Below are 18176 nucleotides of genomic sequence, written 5' to 3' on the forward strand. Positions count from 1 at the left end.
GGGCGAACTACTGGTCCAGCATCCAGGGCAGCGGTGTCGCCACCTCGATCCTCGCGGGGGTCGCCGGCGGCGTCATCGTGTCGTCGCGGATGAAGGTCCTCGCCACCGGCGTTATGGTGGCGCTGGCACTCATACCGAGCATGGCGCTGATCGGGATGGGACTCGCCATGGGCAACATGGAGCTCGCCGGCGGTGCCGCGGCTAGGTGGGCGGTCGAGGTCGCCTGCGTCCTGTTCGGCGGTGGGGCGATTCTCGTGGCGAAACGGTTACTGCTGCACCGGCGGCGGCCATTGAGGGGGTCGGGCCGGCGCGGCATGCCAAGCGCCAAGTGAGTGGTGCTCCGCAGGAGTGGATCAAAGATAGCCTTCCTACTGGAGCCGTTCGGCCGCCGTCAGGGGCTGTGGGTCGACGATCGTTGCGCCCAACGCGGCACGGATCGCCTTCATGGACTTCGACACCGCCTCGAGAAAGGCGGCGCTGGCGTTCTCCATCAGGTGCCAGCGGTCCGCGACCTGGATCGCATCGGGCGGCGCTCTCGCTGTCGCCTCGCCATAGCCACCGCCTCGATCGCGCGAGACCACCCGAATGCCGGGATGGGCGCTGAGCCACGCGGCGACGGTCGCGATCTCACGGTCCGGCAGCAGCTTGACGATCTGGCGACGCTCGAGGTCGCAGACGATCGTTTCGTAGCGTTGGTTGCGCCGAAAGGCCCAGTCGTCGACGCCGACAAAGCAAAGGGCATCGGTCCAGGGAACGAGCCCGGCGCCGTATGACGCGAAGCAGCGTATCGTTGCTCACCGGCAGCATCAGTCTGGCAGCGAAGACGGCGCCCGGCCTACCGCCGAGCGCCAACCGAGGTGATGGACGATCCCCTCCATGCGATCGGCGCGACGGGCTCGTTCCGGCACGGCTGTCCCGAAGCGCTCGGCGAAGATCTTCTGCCGACATGTCCGTCCGTCACACCGGAAGCGCGTGTCACCAGCCGAAGCTGGACGGCATGTCCGCCTAGGGGCAGGTCCGCCACGCGCCGATGGTAGCGGCTGTGGAACCGCTGCGAGAGGCGATCGCAGGCCGGGCATGGCGCAGAGGAGTTACGGGCGGATGCAGTGACGATCAGGATGCCGCCCGAATATTCCTGACGATCAACGGCAAGCCCTGCGGGCACAATGGACGAGAGCGAAAGGCTGCACGGCATCGCGACGATCCCTATCGGAAATCGCCAATCCCACCGCCAAACTGCACCAGAGATGAGTCAGACCCAATCTTGGACGCGGATCGCGGGTCATTTTTTGAAGGCCGTTTGACAGGCGAATGGGCGACGCGGCGACGGAGGTCGGAGCAAATGATGACCGCGCCGCTTCGCAAGGTCCCGTCAGCACGATCGATTGCTCGCCTGATGACGCAGAAGCGCGATCATCTTACCAAGGCAGAGACGGTCATGGTCGCAGCCATCGAGGCCGGCGCCCCGACCTTAGCGGATGCGCGGGTTCTCATCGATCGTTTCCAACCTGTCGTCCGCGGTCGCGCCGTCTTGGATCTCGACCTCTGGATGGCCGACGCCAGCCCCAGTCTCCTGGCTTCGTTCGTCCGTGGTCTCCGAGACGATCTGGCCGCTGTCCGGGCCGCAGTGATCGAACCGTGGTCAAACGGCCAGACCGAAGTCCAAGTCAACAAACTGAAGCTCGTGAAGCGTCAGATGTATGGTCACGCCAAGATCGATCTGCTGGAAGCGCGGCTTCTCGGCGCAGCATGATCGTCATCGGATATGCGTCAGACCCCAAAATTGCACACATGGAGTAATTGCGGTGGCTGCGCTCCTGGAAGCGAGGTCCGGTAGGATCGGCCTCGTTGAAGAGCCAGCAAGGAGCGCAGCCATGAGTCAGTATGTCGGGATGTACCGCAGAAAGAGACGGCGATCTGCGTTGTCGACGAGACGGGTAAGGTCGTTTTCGAAAGGAAAGCGGCCTCAAATCCTGGCGTGCTAGCGAAGCTTATCGCCAAGCATGCGCCGGAGGCGGCGCGGATCGGCTTCGAAAGCGGTATGATGTCCGGCTGGCTCTGGCATGAGCTCGGCCGCTTGGGGCTGCCGGTCGTCTGTATTGATGCTCGGCACGCGCACGCCGCGCTTTCAACCCGAATGAACAAGAGCGACGAGAACGATGCTCCGGGCTTAGCCCAACTCGTCCGCGTGGGCTGGTATCGTGAGGTTAGGGTCAAAAGCCAAGAAAGCCAAGCAACGCGTTCGCTACTGACAGCGCGCTCGCGCCTGGTGATGATCCGCAAGGACCTACAGAACCAGATGCGCTCGATGCTCGCCGAGATCGGGCAGCGGATGCCACGGGCGGTCGGACGAGCCTTCACGAGCCGGATCCGGGAGCTTCTCGTCGATCGCCCTGTCCTCTCGGGCATCATCGAGCATCTTCTCTCGTCTACGAACATATCCTCGCCGAGCAGGCCAGAATCGACAAGAAGCTTCGGAACGTCGCCCGGTCTGACGAGGCGGTTCGCCGCTTCATGACCGTTCCCGGCATCGGTGTCGTCACCGCGCTCGCCTATCGCCACACGATCGACGATCCGTCTCGGTTTGCATCCGCTCAGACGGTCGGCGCCTACCTGGGACTGACACCGAGGCGGCACCAGACCGGCAAAACAGACACGCAGGGCCGCGTGTCCAATGGGGCGACCGCGCCCTGCGTGTCTATCTCTACGAGGCCGCTACCGTTCTCCTGCACCGGACAAAGCGATGGTCTCGGCTGAAGGCTTGGGGCGAACAACTCGCCCGCCGTGTCGGCTTCAAAAAGGCCCACACCGCAGTCGCCCGGAAGCTCGCAGTCATCCTGCATTGTATTTGGACCGATGGCACTGAGTTCGATTGGGGCAAGGAGCCTGCGATGATCCCAACCATCTGACCGTCATTCTGATCGGCGTCGCATCGCAACCGAGGCGACCTGATGTCCCCGCCGGGACGACGGTGACGGCGACCTCGGTCATCCGGCTGACGCAGGTATCCTGACGTCGTTGCACACATCGAGGCGTCCACCCCCGAAAACCATCATGAGGCAGTGACCTCGAAAAGGACCCTGACCCCGGCAGAGACGTCAAAGCAGGAGTTGACAGCGAGCCGCAATTAAAGGGCCGGATCACAGCCTGCCACGCGTCTTGCCGACAAGCGGCGGGTGGGGCTCTTCCATGTCGCCTTCGTACTTCACAGCCGGGTCAGCCTCGCGCATTGTCTGTAGCACGCCGCCGATAACGGTGTCAGACGCCACGGCGCGTGCGACCACCTAGTGAGCGAGGCTCTCTATCTCTCTGACCCTGAGGGCAACGGGATCGAGATCTATGGCGACCGCCCGGGCGAGACCTGGAGTTGGCAGGACGGCATGGCCACCCGCAGGCTCGACCTCGGCGCCCTCGCGACCGACGCTCCGGCGCGGCCCCGGCCAGGGATGCCTCCCGGCACGTCCGTCGGGCGCGTTCATCTGCAAGTGGGTGAAGGGCAGAGGCGGACATGTTCTACCCCAACCTCCTCGGCCTCGACAATGTGAACCGCTCTTCCGACGCCAGCTTCTACTCCAGAGGCGGCTTTCACCACAACATCGGCTCCTTTCGGAATGTCGCCGCCATCAGTTCAGAAGGCGGATAGACTTGATCATGAGCTCTGGCAGGCTCCTTGCGGATAGCTTTGTTTTCAGGATCGATGAGGTGTTAGCGACTGTCTTGTAGCTGATCCCGAGTCGGCTCGAGATGTCCGTATAGGAATGGCCGCGGCTGATCAGGCCGAGTATCTCCATCTCACGGGAGGTAAGTCGGTCCAGCAATCCCCGGTCGCGCGGCTGATTTAACATCGCGACTTTGGTTGCCATTTCCGGCATGAGAAACGATGCTCCAGCGAGCACTGCAAGAAAAGCCTCGCGTATCACCTCCGGTGACACATCTTTCTGCACGTAGCCGTTCGCGCCGACATGCAGCACCTGCCGAACGATCGTGGGATCGTCATGCATGCTGAAGACGAGGATAGGCGTGCTGGAGCCGAGCGCCCGGAAACGCCGCAGGAATGACAGGCCCGCAAAAGGGTCATCGCGGAAGGAAAGGTCGAGCACGATCACGTCGGGTCGCCGCTGACGATAGGTACGGAATCCCTCGACAAGGCTGATCGATCCCACGACGTCGCAGACGCCTGTCGCCCCGACCGTGTGCATGAAACCCTTTACCACGATCGGGTGGTCGTCGATGATGAGAGCGAGCGGCATCTGGCCTCCAAGAATACGTGCTTAAAGAAAAGGGGTCATCAGGGCGTGCTGACCCGCAGGTGCCGGCACGCAGATGACGATGACGGTTCGATCGTCCTGGCGCTCGGGACCGAAGACCTGCCCGCCCAGCGTCTCAACCCTCTCATGAAGGCCGCTGAGGCCGATTCCTCGCGCCTGATCGTCGCCCAGGCCGTGCCCGTTGTCGGTGACTGATGCAATGAGCGTACTGCATTTGCCATCCTGTTCCTCGAGATCGATCGTGGCGACGATCTCGGTCGCTTTCCCATGGCGCAAGGCATTGAGAATAGCTTCCGCGACAAAGCGGTGGATCGTGAGATCGACGGTCATACCGAAGGTGAGGTCGTTCGTATTCGAATGGACCTCGATCGTCGGATAGGGGGCGAGCCGCCTGAATTCCGTCGCCAGGATATCGACGGCGCGTACCAGCGGTACGCTGCCGATGACCATCGGCTTAAGCTTCGACAGGATACGTCTCAGGAGAAGCTGAACATCCGCAATGCCCTTTTCGAGCGAGCCAAGCGGCGCCTCGATTTGTTCGAGCACCTCGGGGCCCTGGTCGCCGACGGCGCGCTTGAGATCGGAAAGAGCGGCCCGCACGGCAAAAAGATTCGGGCCGATCTCGTCGTGCAGTTCGTTGGCCACCCTGCGGCGTTCTTCGTCATGCGCGGTCAGGAGACGATTGGCGAGGTGCTGGTTCGACGTCGTCTTGTTCATGAGCGATGCGGCGAGTTCGTTGAAGCCGCTGGCGACCGGCGCGAACTCGGCAAAGCCCGCCTCGGGCAGGCGCGTATCGAGATGGCCTTCCTTGAGGCGCAGAAGTCCCGAAGACGTCTCCCGCAGGCGCCGGAATACGGTGTTCACGTAGAGCATCGCCACGAGCGAGATCAGGCCGCCATAGATCATCGTCATTGGCAGGACGAAGCGGAAGTCTTCCCACACTTCCTCGATCTCGTCCGAATCGTCTGACCTCAAGAGGATCTCGGCGAAGTGCCGCTCGTTTCGAGTCGCGACCGGAATGATGGCATGGATATCGGTGGACTGGATCAGGCGCGTGAAAAATGCGGGCGGGTCGCCATCGCCGTCGGTCTCGGTATCTGGCAGCGTGCCATCGAGGGAGGCCACCGGAATCTCGCGGCCGCCGCTGAAGGTCATATCCACCCGGACATGGCGAATCTGCTCGATCTGGGCGCGCAGAACCGACAGATCGTCCGCTGGGGTCGATGAAGCTTCGATGGCGTGCAGCCGCTCCCGCACAAAGCGCTCTGCGATGAAGAACGAGGCTTGTACCTCCCGCGTCGTGGCGACCCTTGCATTGACGATCATGACGACCGCGAGGGCAAACCAAGCTGTGATGCTGACGAGCGCGAGGCCGATGGCGATCCGTCGCTGGAGGGTCGCGCGCGGCTTGCGCCCCGCCGAATCCTGAAAGTCGGTCATTGCCGCCTCGTCAAAAGCCTTCGTCACGAGCTTCCCGAGCGAGTTGGCGGATTGCCTCGTCATGACCGACGCCGGCAACTCGCAGGTTGAGGTAGTGATGAAGGTCCGACGTGAAGGACCGTCTGGTCTGTCCGGCCGCCGACTCGATTGCATGGAGGAGTTGGGGGATCGGCATGGCCGCGTTCAGTTCAGCCAGCCGGTCGCTCCCCTGGATCAGCCGGTTTGCCAGCATGCGCGGGGTTTCGACATAGTAAGCCCGGGCATCGGTGAGCAGCGTCTCGTACTGGCTGACGAGCGGCTCGCTCAGGCTGATGTCGTCGCGACTCTCGGCGACCCGGGCCAGAAAAAGTGCTGTCGGCGTCTTGTCGGTCACCTCCTGCCATCGTGCAGGTGCTGCGGATTGCTCGCGCTTTGCGCTGTCGGCCATCTGCGGAGGGCTCGGGTCGTCGCAAGCCGAAACGGCGAGCACGACGAGGGAAAGGAGCAGCAGGGGCGGGTGCGTCGGGAGCCTCGATGGCCACGGCCGCGAGTCGAGCATGACGACGTCTCCTCCCTTGGCGCTGCGCTGCCGGATAGCAGGCAATACCTACCTCATCCGTTGTTGGGCCGACAGGGGAAGTATTCCTAATCTGGTTTGGTCGGGCGAGAGGCGACGTGACTGGATCCCGCACCGCTCGAAGCATTGTCGTGCCGGTTCGACAAGTGAACCAAGCTGGTAATCGACCGGGTATTTCTTCCCGAATATTCTGCCGTCGGCTCCTAATGACAGGTTGGCAGGCGCGTGACAGGTTTTTCTCTCCGCTCTGGGAGGAACGCAGAATCCGTAGTTCCGCAACCACTTATGGCCGACGCAGGAATTATGCGTGGCAAGGGGGAGAGATGAAGAAATTCCTGAACTCGACGTCGGCGGTCACGCTCGCCATTGCACTTCTGGCGGCGGGTTCCGTCACGGCGATCGCCAATGATCGTCTCGTGGAACTCGCGGAGGATCCGGCAAACTGGGTAATGACCGGGCGCGACTACAACGCGCAGAACTATTCCCGCTCCACGGAGATATCGAAGGAAAACGTCGCCCAACTGAAGCCGGCGTGGTCGTTCTCGACGGGCGTCCTGCACGGCCACGAAGGCACGCCCTTGGTGGTCGACGGCATGATGTATATCCACTCGCCGTTTCCGAACACGACCTTCGCACTCGCCCTCGACGATCCGGGAAAGATCGTATGGCAGAACAAGCCGCAGCAGGACCCGACAGCGCGTGCGGTGGCATGCTGCGACGTGGTTAATCGCGGTCTTGCCTACTGGCCCGGCGACGACGAGACGGACCCGCTGATCTTCCGGACCCAACTCGATGGCCTGATCGTCGCCATGGACGCGAAGACCGGCGAGACCCGCTGGCAGATGGAGAACTCGGATATCGCCGTCGGTTCGACGCTGACGATCGCGCCTTACGTCATCAAGGATCAAGTCATCGTAGGCTCCTCGGGCGCCGAGCTCGGCGTTCGTGGCTACGTGACTGCGTACGATGTGCGCAGCGGCGAGCAGAAGTGGCGTGCCTACGCCACTGGACCCGACGAGGACATTCGTCTGGCCGAGAACTTCAACGAACCGAACCCGCATTACGGTCAGTTCGGCCTGGGTCTGGAGACATGGGAGGGCGAAGCCTGGAAGATCGGCGGCGGCACCAATTGGGGCTGGTACGCCTACGATCCGGGTGAAGACCTCTTCTACTACGGATCGGGCAATCCGGCGCCGTGGAACGAAACCATGCGGCCGGGCGACAACAAGTGGACGATGGCAATCTGGGGCCGCGATCCCGACGACGGCATGGCCAAATTCGCCTACCAGAAGACCCCGCATGACGAATGGGATTATGCCGGCGTCAACGTGATGATGCTCTCCGATCAGGAGGATCGGGAGGGCAACATGCGCAAGCTGCTGACCCATCCGGACCGCAACGGCATCGTCTACACGCTTGACCGGACGAACGGTGACCTCGTCTCGGCCGACAAGATCGACGACACGGTGAACTGGGTGACCGAGGTCGACATGGAGACCGGCATCCCGGTCCGCGACCCGGAATTTGGAACGCGGATGGACCATGTCGGCCGCGACATCTGCCCCTCGGCGATGGGCTACCACAACCAGGGACACGACTCCTACGATCCCGAGCGTCAGTCCTTCTTCATGGGAATCAACCACATCTGCATGGATTGGGAGCCCTTCATGCTGCCCTACCGCGCCGGCCAGTTCTTCGTCGGCGCGACGCTGAACATGTATCCGGGTCCGAAGGGCGACCGCCAGGCCAATCTGGGACTGGGTCAGGTCAAGGCTTACGACGCGATCAACAACGAGTTCAAATGGGAAGTCATGGAACGCTTCGCGGCTTGGGGCGGTACGCTCGCGACCGCAGGCGGCGTGATGTTCTACGGGACGCTCGACGGGTTCATCAAGGCGCGTGACTCCGATACGGGCGATCTGCTGTGGAAGTTCAAGCTTCCCTCCGGCGCCGTCGGCCACCCGATGTCGTACGAGCACGACGGGCGCCAGTACATCGCCATCTACTACGGCGTCGGCGGATGGCCGGGCGTCGGCCTGGTCTTCGACCTGAACGATCCCACGGCAGGACTCGGTGCGGTGGGTGCGTTCTCGGAACTCGCCAACTACACCCAGATGGGCGGCGGCGTCATGGTGTTCTCGCTGGACGGCGAGAGTGTCTACACCGACGACATCAATACGGGCGAGTACGAGCCGACCAGCCTGATCAGGGGTGATCGTGACGCGGCCAAGAAACAGCCTTCGGATCGCAATCCGAGCTGAAGCCTATTGCAACTGCAGGCCGGCACCTGACGCCCGGCCTGCAGCCCTCGCCCAGGATTTCTCATCAACCATCGGACACGTTCTCATGAGCACCCGCCGAGCCCGAACTTTGCCGCGCAGGACCCCACACGCTGCTTGCGTCTCCGCCGTCCTCGCCGCCTCTCTCGCCACGACCAGCCTGGCTTTGGCGCAGCCTGCGGACTCCGTCGTCACGTCGCCGACCCCGGCCGTTGCGAGCGGACCCAGCGAAACGTCCGACAGCGACATTCTCAAGGTGTGTGCCTCCACGAAGGAATCACCTTATTCGACGCGCGACGAGGACGGCTTCGAAAACCGCCTCGCCGAAATCCTCGCCGAAAGCATGGGAAGAACCCTCGAGTACGAGTGGATCAGCAAGCCCGCGATCTACCTCGTGCGCGACGGTCTGAACGAGAAGACATGCGACGTCCTTATGGGAACCGATGCCGGTGACGGGCGTCTTCTGACGTCGAACCCCTACTACCGGACGGCCTATGCCTTCGTCAGCCGATCGGACCGGGGGTTCGAAGGCACGCGCTGGCAGGATGTCGGTTCGAAGGAGCTTGGGCGATTTGCGACGCGCCTCTACTCGCCGGCTGAGACAATCCTGAAGTATTCCGGTAAGTACGAAGACAATCTGGCGTATCTCTACGGCTTGGTAGATTTCAAGTCTCGTAGAAACCAGTTCCTCGACGTTCCTGCGGACATGATCGTTCGAGAGGTGCGAGGGGGCGAAGCCGATCTCGGGATCGCCTTTGCGGCGGACGTTGCGCGCTACGTCAAGGCGTCCGGGGGCGAGCTGAAGCTCACGCTGATCGAGAACGATCTCGAACTACAGAACGGACAGACCGTCGAGCTGCAATATGCGCAGTCGGTCGCGGTTCGCCCGGGAGACGAAGCGCTTCTCGCCGAGATCAATGAAGCTCTCGACAAGGCCTCTTCGAGGATTACTGAAGTACTTGTCCAGGAGGGCGTCCCTCTCTTGCCGCTCGAGGAGACGACGAATTGATGCAGGGATCCGATGCATTCGGTATCAAGAAGCTCGCAATCGCCGCTTTTTTTGCCAGTACGACAGTCACGACCGCTTTAGGCTCGATACAATTCTATCACACAACGCAGGGAACGCCGCTCGATCTGTCTCTTGGCTCGGAGGAAGGGAGAGATACGGAAGCTGTGAAGCACTTTCTCGAGACCGGCGACAATAAATATATGAGCGACGAGTCAGTCCTCAAGAAAGGCGAAGAATTGTACCTGACCGCCTGTTCGGGGTGCCATGGCCACTACGGCGAGGGCAAGATCGGCCCGGGCCTCAACGATGATTATTGGACCTATCCGAAGAACGCCACCGACAAGGGGCTCTTCGAAACCATGTACGGCGGAGCTCAGGGCATGATGGGTCCGCAATATGGCCATCTGACGCTCGACGAGATGCTGAAGGTGTCAGCCTGGGTGCGCCACCTCTACATCGGCGATCCGGCCAAGGCGAAGTGGCTGACACCGGAGCAACGCAAAACCTTCAAACCCTTCGATCCCGACGCGAACGAAGGCTGAGATTGCCGTTCGGTGGAGGCATACAGGCCCGCCTGCCGAAAGGCACCGCAGAAGCAGGGCTCCCTTGGTCCCGCGAGAGGCAGAATTGAAAAGGAGGAGGAAAAGCCATGAAGAAGATAGCGATACTGGGTGGTTTCGCGATAGCAGCAGCGTCGACGGCCTGGGTTCCGGCTCTCGCCTATGACGGCACCAATTGCCGCGCACCGGGCAATTGCTGGGAGGCCAAGCCGGGTTACCCGGAGAAGGTGGAGGGATCGGAATATGATCCCCAGCACGATCCGATGGAACTCAACAAGCAGCAGGAATCCATCCAGGGAATGGAGGCGCGCAATGCACAGCGCCTGAACCACTTCAAGCAGACCGGCGAGTTCATCTTCGACGTGAGCGAGATCCCCGCGAGCAGCGCGGGCGCCGGCGAAGATACCGATGATGGCGATGCATCGGCGACCGATGCGAACGAGCCAGAGGCCTCCGGCCAGTGATTAGGCACCAACTGAGCCGGTAGTTCCTGCCGGGCGCGTCGTGGCGCATGCAAGGTCCTCCCAAAGGCACATGGGCTCGGGCCGTCCGGCAGGAATGTCTCATCGACCCGGTCAGTGTCGAATTCCCCTTTCCCCGACAACGCATGATGGATGCGATCTTGCTTGAGCGTCCGAACATAGACCTGGCGGAATGGCGACAACGAACGCAGGATTTCGAGCGCGAGATCGGAAGCGCGATCCTGGGTCAGTATGACGCCATCCGATTGTTGACGATCGCCACCCTGTGCCGGGGTCATGTGCTTCTGGAAGGCGATGTCGGTGTCGGCAAGACGACATTGCTGCGAGCAGTCGCCCGCGGATTGGGCGGACCCTACGAGCGGATCGAGGGAACGATCGATCTGATGCCGAACGACATGCTGTATTCGGCCTATGTTGCGGAGGATGGTCGTCCGCGCGTGGACCCGGGGCCGGCGCTCGCGCATGGCGAAAACCTCGCCGTATTCTTCTTCAACGAGATCAACCGCGCTCGTCCTCAGGTCCACTCGCTGCTGCTGCGCATGATGGCGGAGCGCAGCGTGAACGCCTTCCGGCAGGAGACGCGCTTCGTCCACCTGCAGGTCTTCGCCGACCGCAACAAGGTTGAGCGCGACGAAACGTTCGAGCTACCGGCAGCGGCGCGTGACCGCTTCTTCATGGAGATCGCAATCGCGGCGCCTCGTGATCGCGATGATCGGCGCCGCCTGGCTTTCGAGCCGGCCTTCCACGATGCCGATGCGCTGATCCAGGAGGTTCCGGAGGGGCTGCTTCCCTATCATCGCCTGAACGACCTGGCCGTTGCGATTCAGAGGGCTGTCGCGGTCAGTCCGGCCATCGAGAACTATGTTCTGAACCTGTGGGACGCGCTCCGCGATCCGGTGGGCCATGGGATCGTGATCGAGAATGTAGACGTCTCCCGTCTCATCATCGGCGGCACCAGCCCGCGCGGATTTTCTGCCCTCGTCCGGGCTGCGCGCGCAAGAGCGTGGATGGAAGGACGCGGCAGCGTCGTGCCGGAAGACGTGCGGGCAATGTTCCCGTCGGTGATGGGGCATCGGATCTTCTTCGCACCGATCTACGAGATGCACAGGGACAGGCTCGCGCCGGCGCTCCACGCCGCCGTGTTCGATGCCATCCCTGTTCCAGCCTGAGACCGAGTTCGCCGATGGTTGTCGCACCGAACCTACCTGCCGCGACCGAGTCGGACCTCGAGGAGTTCGCCGACCTCATCTACGCGCTGAGGCACCGCGTGTCGTCTTCACGGCCCGGCAATCATGCCAGCAGAAGCCCCGGATCACACGGCCGGTTTGCCGGCCTCGACCGGTTGAGCGGCAATTCCGACATTCGCCGGTTGGACCTTCGCGCATCGATCGCCAACCCATTCGAATCCGTCTGGGTGCGGCGGTATCTGCAGGCGGCAAGCGGCGTGGTCCACATCGTCGTCGATCTGTCCGGATCGATGGGATTTCGTGGGAGCGTTGCGCGTCATGCCGTCGCCGCGACGCTCGCGGGCGGATTGACCCGAACGGCGATCCGGAGCGGAGACAGGGCGAGCGTCCGCGCCGCGACTGGCGACAGATCCGACGCCTTCGTCATGGAGCCGACACGCCGGGCGTCCGCGCCGTCGGAAGTCGCAATGGCGCTCGCGGCCATTGCACCGACGGGATCGGGTCTTGCTGCCTTGCGCGAATGTTGCTCGCAACTGTCGACGACGCCCGGCCTCGTCTTCCTGATCTCCGACTTCGCTGCCGCTGTGGACGAGATACGGCCGGTCCTCGACGCGCTAGTCATGCACGATGTGCGGGCCGTCGTCGTCGGCGACCCCGAAGCCGAGGTGCCTGCGGCACGCTTCGGACTGGCGCATCTGGACGACCTGGAAGACCGCCGGGGAGGAGTCGCTTTCCTGCGGCCTTCGCTCCTGAGGCGCTGGCGCGAACGTCGGCGCGAGCATGGCAGGGCGCTCGCCGGCCTCTTCGCCGAAGCGGGATGCCTCGTGATCCCGGTCACCGGCCAGATCGACCTGGAGCAAATCACCGAGACGTTGATCGCCGGGCAGGCAACTCTGTGATCGCGTGTCGCACAAGGTTATGGGGAGCGGCACTCCTCTTGGCGCCTCCCTGCTTCTGCTGCCTGTCGGCCAGCGCCCAGGAACTGCTGATCGATGCCGATCCGCCGCGCCGCGTCGGCTGGTTCGTGGGCGACAGTCTGGACTGGTCGGGACACGTATCGGTCCCCGTGGGGCTCGAGCTGGACAGCGCGTCTCTGCCCGAACCCGGTCCTTTGGACAACTTCACCGAGATCAGCTCGATCACGGTCGCCGGGGAGGCGGAAGGCGATGCAACGCGCTATGATTTCCACGTCGTCTATCAGAGCTTCTACGTTCCGCTGGAGCCCCGCGAGATCACCATCCCGCCGCTGAACATCGGCTTCCGCGCGACCGACGAGAATGATCAGACGCGCCGAGACGTCGCCTTCCCCGCCTGGCCAGTCGTGCTCTCGCCGCTGCGTCCGATCCTGGAGCGGTCGTCAATGGAAGCGATGCGCCCGGACAAGCTGCTGACAGTCATCGATACGACCCGGCGGCAGGGCGTGGTTGCAACCTCCTGGGCGGCCCTCGCCATCCTCGTCGCGGCTTTCGGCTGGCATCGCGGCTGGGGACCCGCACGCTATCGCAGGTCACGCCCGCTTGCCCGAGCCTGGCGCGACATAAGGCGAGCTCAGCTTGCGGAGGTGCAGGGCTACGAGACTGCTCTCCTGAGACTGCATAGGGGCCTCGACGAGGCCTTCGGGCACCGGATCCTGGCTGACGACCTCGATCGGCACCTGCTGGGGCGTCCGGCCTTCGGCGACGTGTCCAGTGACCTCCATCGCTTCTTCGCGGCTTCGCGCGCGCATTTCTTCGCCGGTCGGACGAGTGCTGCCGCGAGCGTTCTTCCCGGCAACCTCCTTCGCGAGCTTGCGCGTCGTCTCAGCGCCATCGAACGGGGCAGTCGCTGATGTTCGCGCTCGAATTCGATCATCCATGGTTGCTCCTGGCGCTGCCGATCATGTTCGCGCCTTTTCTGGTCTCGGCGCTCCGGCGCTCGCCGCATCCTTATCGCCTCAACGCCCCGCTCGACCGGGCGTCGCAGGCGCTCTCATTGGCCTTGCCGGTCCTTGGATCAATCGCGCTGCTCCTCCTGCTCCTCGGCTTGGCAGGACTTCATCGTACCGATCAGGTCCTCATGCGGGAGGGGTTGGGTGCTCACCTCATGATCCTCATCGACCGTTCGTCCTCGATGGAAAGCACCTTCGCCAACCGCCGTCCTGATGGCGAGGAAGAGTCGAAGGCGGAAGCTGCGAAACGTCTGCTGACCGCGTTCATCGAGCGACGCCCGCATGACCGGGTGGGCGTGGCAATGTTCTCCACCGCGCCGCTGCTGGCGGTGCCGCTGACGGGCCAGCACGAGATCGTCAAGGCGGCGATCGCCACCATGGGCTTCCCGGGCCTTGCCCAGACCAATGTCGGAAGAGGGCTCGCGCTGGCGGCTGGCAGCTTCGGTTCGGAGACGGCGTCGGCTTCGCGCGCCGTCCTCCTCGTTTCGGACGGCGCGGGGGTGATCAGCCGCGAAGTTCAGGCGCAGCTTCGCGATATTATCGCAAGGCAGCCGGTGAACGTCTACTGGCTCTTCCTGCGCACCGAAGGAGCGAAGGGAATATTCGAGGTGCCCGCAACTGGCGAGCGCGACACGCCACAGACACGGCCCGAACGGCATCTGCATCTGTTTCTGCAAACGCTGGGCGTTCCCTATCGCGCGTTCGAAGCCGATAGTTCGGACGCGGTGCGCGAGGCGATCGGCGAAATCGACCGGCTGGAGGCGCGTCCTCTCCTTTACGAGGAGCAGGTGCCTCGTCGCGAATTCGATCGTCTTGCCTATGCCGGTGCCGCGGTCTGCCTGCTTTTCCTGGTCCTCATGAAGTCTTTCGAGACGACGCTCGTGGTTCGCTCCGTACCGCTTCCGGCGATCAGGAGGGTCGTGAGGTGACGGCGCTGCGAGTGATGTTTTCCACCGGTGAGACGACCACGCGGCGTAAGGGCCGAAGACTGATGACGGCGTCGCTGCGCGACAGCCTGCAGACGGGGTTGTTCGCTATTGCGCTGATCTGCCTGTTTGCCTTTGCCGCCTACCAGACGCTGTCGCTTCTACAGGCGTGGCAAGCGAACCGGTCAGTCCATGCGCTGGCCTCCGGCGCTGCCGTGTCGCTGGATGAGGATGCACCTGCCGAAGTCGTTCTCGCGGCAACCTACCGTCATCTGCGTCTGCGCGACGTCGCTGCGGCCGAAGCGCTTGGTCCGCGGTTTCAAGCCTACGACTCGCCCGACGTCGAGGCGGCATACCGCTTCGCCATCGCCAATGCGCGGATGAACGAGGCATTCGACCAGATCACCGCCAACCAGATCGACGAGGCGACTGTCACCGTCCGGCTGGCCCAGCAGGACTACCGCGCGGCGATGCGGCTCGTGCCCGGGGATTTCGATCTCAAGTACAATTTCGACATCGCGAGCCGGCTCGTCAGGGTCTTTCCGCGACCGGCAATCGAACCGGAAGAAGAGGGCCAGCGGCCCCGCGACGTCTGGACCGACCTGCCCGGTGTTCCACGGGGGCTGCCATGAACTGGCTCGGGCGGCGCGGCATCGCCTTCTGGCTCCTGGCCGCTGCCTTTCTCTCTGCCACGGGCGCGGCCTTCGGACCGACGCTTGCGCGCGAACGAGACGTCCTGACGCTGTTCTTCGTCATCGACATCACCCGCAGCATGCTGGCACGCGACCATGGGACGACGGATGCACCACTGAGCCGGCTGGAACAGGCCAAGCGAACGATCGGCGGGGTGACACGGCGACTTCCCTGCGGCTCGAAGGTCGGCCTCGGCGTCTTCGCAGAGCGCCGTAGCTTCCCGCTGATCGAGCCGGTGGAGGTATGCGCGAATTTCGGCCCATTCAACGAGGCGGTGGCAGGGCTCGAGTGGCGCATGGCGTGGGAAGGCGACAGCCGGATCCTGAGTGGGCTCGCCTCGGCGCAGGATGTTGCGCAGAAACTCAGCAGCGACCTGGTGTTCATCACCGACGGCCACGAGGCGCCGCCGGCGCCGATGGAGGGGCGTCGCACCGCTCCCCGCTCCGATACGACGGCCGGCCTGATCCTGGGGGCCGGTGGAAGCGAACTGGTGTCGATCCCCAAGTTCGACGACCTCGGCAATCTCGACGGTTTCTATTCGCTTCAGGACATCGCCGCAGGGGCGCGAGTGAGCATCGTGCCGCCCGGCGCCAGCAAGAGCGGGAACTATCATCCTCGGAACAATCCGGTCGGCAATCTCGCGGCGACGTCCACTGAGCACCTCACCAGTGTCCGCGAGAGATATCTTCGGGAAATCGGGGGCGAGGCGGGGCTGGGCTACGCGCCATTGAGCGACATCGGCGCGATCACGACTGAGATCGACATCCATACGAGCGCCCACCGTCTGGACGCCTCGGTGGACCTCTCGCCTGGCCTCGGGGCTCTGTCCCTCTTCTGCATCCTGGTAGCCTACGCCTGGAATGCTTCTGTCGTGTGGCGTGTGAAACCCGCTACCCGGCCATCCCATACTCGCACACAGGATCGTAATATGACCTTCAACCGACGCAACCTTCTAGCCACGGCGACACTGGCAGCCCTCACCGGCGCTGTCTTCACTTCGCCTGCCTTGTCCCACGGACCGACCCCCCAGAAGACCGATGCGAGCGTCGAGATTGAGGCACCCTTCGACGCGGTCTGGAACGTCCTGGCCGACTTCGCTTCGATTGCCGACTGGCACCCGGCCGTCCACTCCGCCAGCCCCGGAGAGGATGGCAAGAGCCGGGTACTGATCCTCGATGGCGGATCGATCATCGAGACGCTCGACGTATCGAGCAAGGAGCGCGGCGTGGTCGCTTGGCGGTTGGCTACCCCTAACCCCGACGCGCTGGCGGTGAGCTCCTACAATGACAAGCTGATGGTGGAGCCGACCGGCGATCAGATGACCACCGTGCGGTGGATAGGGCGCTTCTACCGGGCGGATACCAGCAACTTCCCGACGGAGGGGCAGACGGATGAGGCGGCGATGGAAGACATGACGCGCTATGTGGAGAGCGGCCTTGCCGGGCTGAAAGCTTATTTCCCCGTGCGACCCAACTAGGTCATAGACCCATAAAGCTCTTCCGGTGATGTGCGTGTTCTGATTCACTTCCCATTTTGGGGAGGTTCCGATGGCACGTTTTGATCTGACGGATTTCGAGTGGTCGGTGATCGAGCCGCTTTTGCCCAACAAGGCGCGGGGCGTGCCGCGGGTGGATGATCGGCGGGTGCTGAATGGCATCTTCTGGCGGCTGCGCACCGGTGCGCCCTGGGCCGACATCCCGGCGCGCTACGGCCCGCATACGACCTGCGTCAACCGCTTCAACCGGTGGCGGAAGGCCGGCGTCTGGGATCGGCTTCTGGACGCCGTTTCAAAGGGCTTACGATGGCGATATCCAGATGATCGACTCGTCCTCGATCCGTGTCCACCAAGCATGGCGCCAACGCGGAAAATAAGACGGACGATCCCGTTGCATGGGTTGCTCGCGCGGCGGGCTCACCACCAAGATCCATGCCCTCGTCGATGCCTGCGGCTTGCCCCTTGCGCTGAAGCTGACCGAGGGCCAGGCGCACGACGGACGCAGTGCCCGCGACATGCTGGACGAGATCGGAGCAGGTCAGATCCTGCTCGCCGACAGAGCTTATGACGCCGACGCACTGCGGCGCAGCCTGACGGAATGTGGCGCCTGGGCCAACATCAAGCCGATGCCGCGCCGGCGCAACACTCCCGCCTTCAGCCGCTTCCTCTATCGCTACCGCAACCTTCTCGAGCGCTTCTTCAACAAGATCAAGCACTTCCGGGCCGTCGCGACACGATAGGACAAACGCGACGACAACTTTCTTGCCGGCATTAAACTCGCTTCATTCCGGATCTGGTGTCGGTTTAATGAGTCGATGCCCTAAGCCGCGGAAGCCTATCGATGCCGCGCTGCTTCAATCGCTGACGGCCGCGATGCCGCCCCAGTCTCAGAGCGCCCGCTGATGTTGCGGCTCATGTCGTACCGTCAGGAGCCGATCCGCAGAGGCGACTGCTCTGCGTCAGCGGCGAATGGTAAAGGCCAGTCAGGACGAGGGCCGAGGGCGACCAGGAAAGGTAGGCGCGCACGAGGTCGAACTCCGCTTCCTCGTCGTAATCGGTGTTGCCGAACATGATCTGAAAGCCGCGAGCCGACAGGATGGCCTGCAGGGCGGAGGCGGTCTGTGCGAAGAAGGCGTTGCTCATTGACGGGACGATTACGCCGACGACACGCGAGCGCGCAGCGGCGAGGCCGCCCGCCATCAGGTTCGGGACGTAGCCGAGCGTCTCGATGGCGTTGGCAATCGCCGCACCTGCCTTCTTCGACACGGCCTTCGGCCTTCGCAAATAGAGCGAAACCGTCGAGGGCGAAACATTCGCTGCCTCCGCGACGTCGCTCATTTTCACGTTTCGACGG

At 63.3% G+C, this 18176-nt stretch carries 14 protein-coding genes and 6 pseudogenes; 15 read left to right on the forward strand and 5 right to left on the reverse strand.

Going from position 1 to position 18176, the window contains the following annotated elements:
• Positions 1-332, forward strand: a 332-nt coding sequence (locus GTW51_RS20020; protein ID WP_163045826.1) for a DUF389 domain-containing protein, incomplete at its 5' end; no start/stop codon positions are given.
• Positions 333-371: 39 nt separating this feature from the next.
• Here the strand turns inward: GTW51_RS20020 and GTW51_RS24095 are convergent.
• Positions 372-1195, reverse strand: a pseudogene (locus GTW51_RS24095) (ISL3 family transposase); the annotation flags it as partial.
• Between the two features lie 102 nt (positions 1196-1297).
• On the opposite strand from GTW51_RS24095, the pseudogene GTW51_RS20030 reads away from it, so the two are divergent.
• A pseudogene (locus GTW51_RS20030) lies at positions 1298-1753 on the forward strand (transposase); the annotation flags it as partial.
• A 162-nt stretch (positions 1754-1915) separates the two neighbouring features.
• A pseudogene (locus tag GTW51_RS24650) lies at positions 1916-2909 on the forward strand (IS110 family RNA-guided transposase).
• A 714-nt stretch (positions 2910-3623) separates the two neighbouring features.
• Here GTW51_RS24650 and GTW51_RS20040 read toward each other — a convergent pair.
• The 3 genes from GTW51_RS20040 to GTW51_RS20050 are packed head-to-tail and all read right to left on the reverse strand — an operon-like array spanning position 3624 to position 6246.
• Positions 3624-4250: a response regulator gene (locus GTW51_RS20040; protein ID WP_163045827.1), complete on the reverse strand. Its 627-nt coding sequence runs from the start codon at positions 4248-4250 to the stop codon at positions 3624-3626.
• A gap of 21 nt (positions 4251-4271) precedes the next feature.
• Entirely contained in the window at positions 4272-5708 is a 1437-nt protein-coding gene (locus GTW51_RS20045; protein ID WP_163045828.1) for a sensor histidine kinase, read from the reverse strand.
• Between the two features lie 10 nt (positions 5709-5718).
• Positions 5719-6246 carry a hypothetical protein gene (locus tag GTW51_RS20050; protein WP_163045829.1) on the reverse strand — a complete coding sequence of 176 codons (528 nt, stop codon included), beginning with the start codon at positions 6244-6246 and terminating at the stop codon, positions 5719-5721.
• Between the two features lie 341 nt (positions 6247-6587).
• Here GTW51_RS20050 and GTW51_RS20055 point away from each other — a divergent pair, with 341 nt between their 5' ends.
• The 12 genes and pseudogenes from GTW51_RS20055 to GTW51_RS24570 all read left to right on the forward strand — a co-directional run.
• Positions 6588-8525: a methanol/ethanol family PQQ-dependent dehydrogenase gene (locus GTW51_RS20055; protein WP_163045830.1), complete on the forward strand. Its 1938-nt coding sequence runs from the start codon at positions 6588-6590 to the stop codon at positions 8523-8525.
• Complete coding sequence (moxJ, locus tag GTW51_RS20060) at positions 8476-9552, forward strand: methanol oxidation system protein MoxJ (RefSeq protein WP_163045831.1); 1077 nt, start codon at positions 8476-8478, stop codon at positions 9550-9552. Before GTW51_RS20055 ends, moxJ begins: the two co-directional genes overlap by 50 nt.
• Positions 9552-10094: a cytochrome c(L), periplasmic gene (gene moxG / locus GTW51_RS20065; RefSeq protein ID WP_163045832.1), complete on the forward strand. Its 543-nt coding sequence runs from the start codon at positions 9552-9554 to the stop codon at positions 10092-10094. Before moxJ ends, moxG begins: the two co-directional genes overlap by 1 nt.
• Positions 10095-10201: 107 nt before the next feature.
• Positions 10202-10495, forward strand: a pseudogene (locus GTW51_RS20070) (methanol dehydrogenase [cytochrome c] subunit); the annotation flags it as partial.
• 224 nt (positions 10496-10719) lie between these two features.
• On the forward strand, positions 10720-11763 hold the full coding sequence (locus tag GTW51_RS20075) for an AAA family ATPase (RefSeq protein ID WP_425483293.1): 1044 nt from the start codon (positions 10720-10722) through the stop codon (positions 11761-11763).
• Between the two features lie 14 nt (positions 11764-11777).
• A complete protein-coding gene (locus tag GTW51_RS24770; protein WP_484463066.1) occupies positions 11778-12680 on the forward strand; it encodes a DUF58 domain-containing protein in 903 nt (300 codons plus the stop codon).
• Positions 12681-12718: 38 nt separating this feature from the next.
• Entirely contained in the window at positions 12719-13609 is an 891-nt protein-coding gene (locus tag GTW51_RS20085) for a hypothetical protein (protein WP_163045835.1), read from the forward strand.
• A complete protein-coding gene (locus GTW51_RS20090) occupies positions 13609-14637 on the forward strand; it encodes a VWA domain-containing protein (protein ID WP_163045836.1) in 1029 nt (342 codons plus the stop codon). The genes GTW51_RS20085 and GTW51_RS20090 overlap by 1 nt, the downstream gene beginning before the upstream one ends.
• On the forward strand, positions 14634-15266 hold the full coding sequence (locus tag GTW51_RS20095; RefSeq protein WP_163045837.1) for a hypothetical protein: 633 nt from the start codon (positions 14634-14636) through the stop codon (positions 15264-15266). The genes GTW51_RS20090 and GTW51_RS20095 overlap by 4 nt, the downstream gene beginning before the upstream one ends.
• The gene (locus GTW51_RS20100; RefSeq protein WP_163045838.1) at positions 15263-16804 is read left to right on the forward strand and encodes an SRPBCC family protein; all 1542 of its coding nucleotides are present in this window, start codon (positions 15263-15265) and stop codon (positions 16802-16804) included. The genes GTW51_RS20095 and GTW51_RS20100 overlap by 4 nt, the downstream gene beginning before the upstream one ends.
• Before the next feature lie 70 nt (positions 16805-16874).
• Positions 16875-17646: pseudogene (locus GTW51_RS20105) on the forward strand (IS5 family transposase).
• Positions 17645-17725 (forward strand): annotated as a pseudogene (locus tag GTW51_RS24570) (type II toxin-antitoxin system prevent-host-death family antitoxin); the annotation flags it as partial. The pseudogenes GTW51_RS20105 and GTW51_RS24570, both read left to right, overlap by 2 nt.
• A gap of 9 nt (positions 17726-17734) precedes the next feature.
• Here GTW51_RS24570 and GTW51_RS20115 read toward each other — a convergent pair.
• Positions 17735-18160, reverse strand: coding sequence for a LacI family DNA-binding transcriptional regulator (locus tag GTW51_RS20115; protein ID WP_163045839.1), 426 nt, complete (start codon positions 18158-18160; stop codon positions 17735-17737).
• Positions 18161-18176: the final 16 nt, after the last annotated feature.

This window comes from Aurantimonas aggregata (assembly GCF_010500835.1).
In the GTDB taxonomy this organism is placed as follows: Bacteria; Pseudomonadota; Alphaproteobacteria; order Rhizobiales; family Rhizobiaceae; genus Aurantimonas; species Aurantimonas aggregata.

Excerpts from the sequence above, each read along its gene's own strand:
- GTW51_RS20040 (WP_163045827.1), bottom strand. The coding sequence starts at position 4,250 with ATGCCGCTCGCTCTCATCATCGACGACCACCCGATCGTGGTAAAGGGT.
- GTW51_RS20045 (WP_163045828.1), bottom strand. The coding sequence starts at position 5,708 with ATGACCGACTTTCAGGATTCGGCGGGGCGCAAGCCGCGCGCGACCCTC.
- GTW51_RS20050 (WP_163045829.1), bottom strand. The coding sequence starts at position 6,246 with ATGCTCGACTCGCGGCCGTGGCCATCGAGGCTCCCGACGCACCCGCCC.
- GTW51_RS20055 (WP_163045830.1), top strand. The coding sequence starts at position 6,588 with ATGAAGAAATTCCTGAACTCGACGTCGGCGGTCACGCTCGCCATTGCA.
- moxG (WP_163045832.1), top strand. The coding sequence starts at position 9,552 with ATGCAGGGATCCGATGCATTCGGTATCAAGAAGCTCGCAATCGCCGCT.
- GTW51_RS20075 (WP_425483293.1), top strand. The coding sequence starts at position 10,720 with ATGATGGATGCGATCTTGCTTGAGCGTCCGAACATAGACCTGGCGGAA.
- GTW51_RS24770 (WP_484463066.1), top strand. The coding sequence starts at position 11,778 with ATGGTTGTCGCACCGAACCTACCTGCCGCGACCGAGTCGGACCTCGAG.
- GTW51_RS20090 (WP_163045836.1), top strand. The coding sequence starts at position 13,609 with ATGTTCGCGCTCGAATTCGATCATCCATGGTTGCTCCTGGCGCTGCCG.
- GTW51_RS20100 (WP_163045838.1), top strand. The coding sequence starts at position 15,263 with ATGAACTGGCTCGGGCGGCGCGGCATCGCCTTCTGGCTCCTGGCCGCT.
- GTW51_RS20115 (WP_163045839.1), bottom strand. The coding sequence starts at position 18,160 with ATGAGCGACGTCGCGGAGGCAGCGAATGTTTCGCCCTCGACGGTTTCG.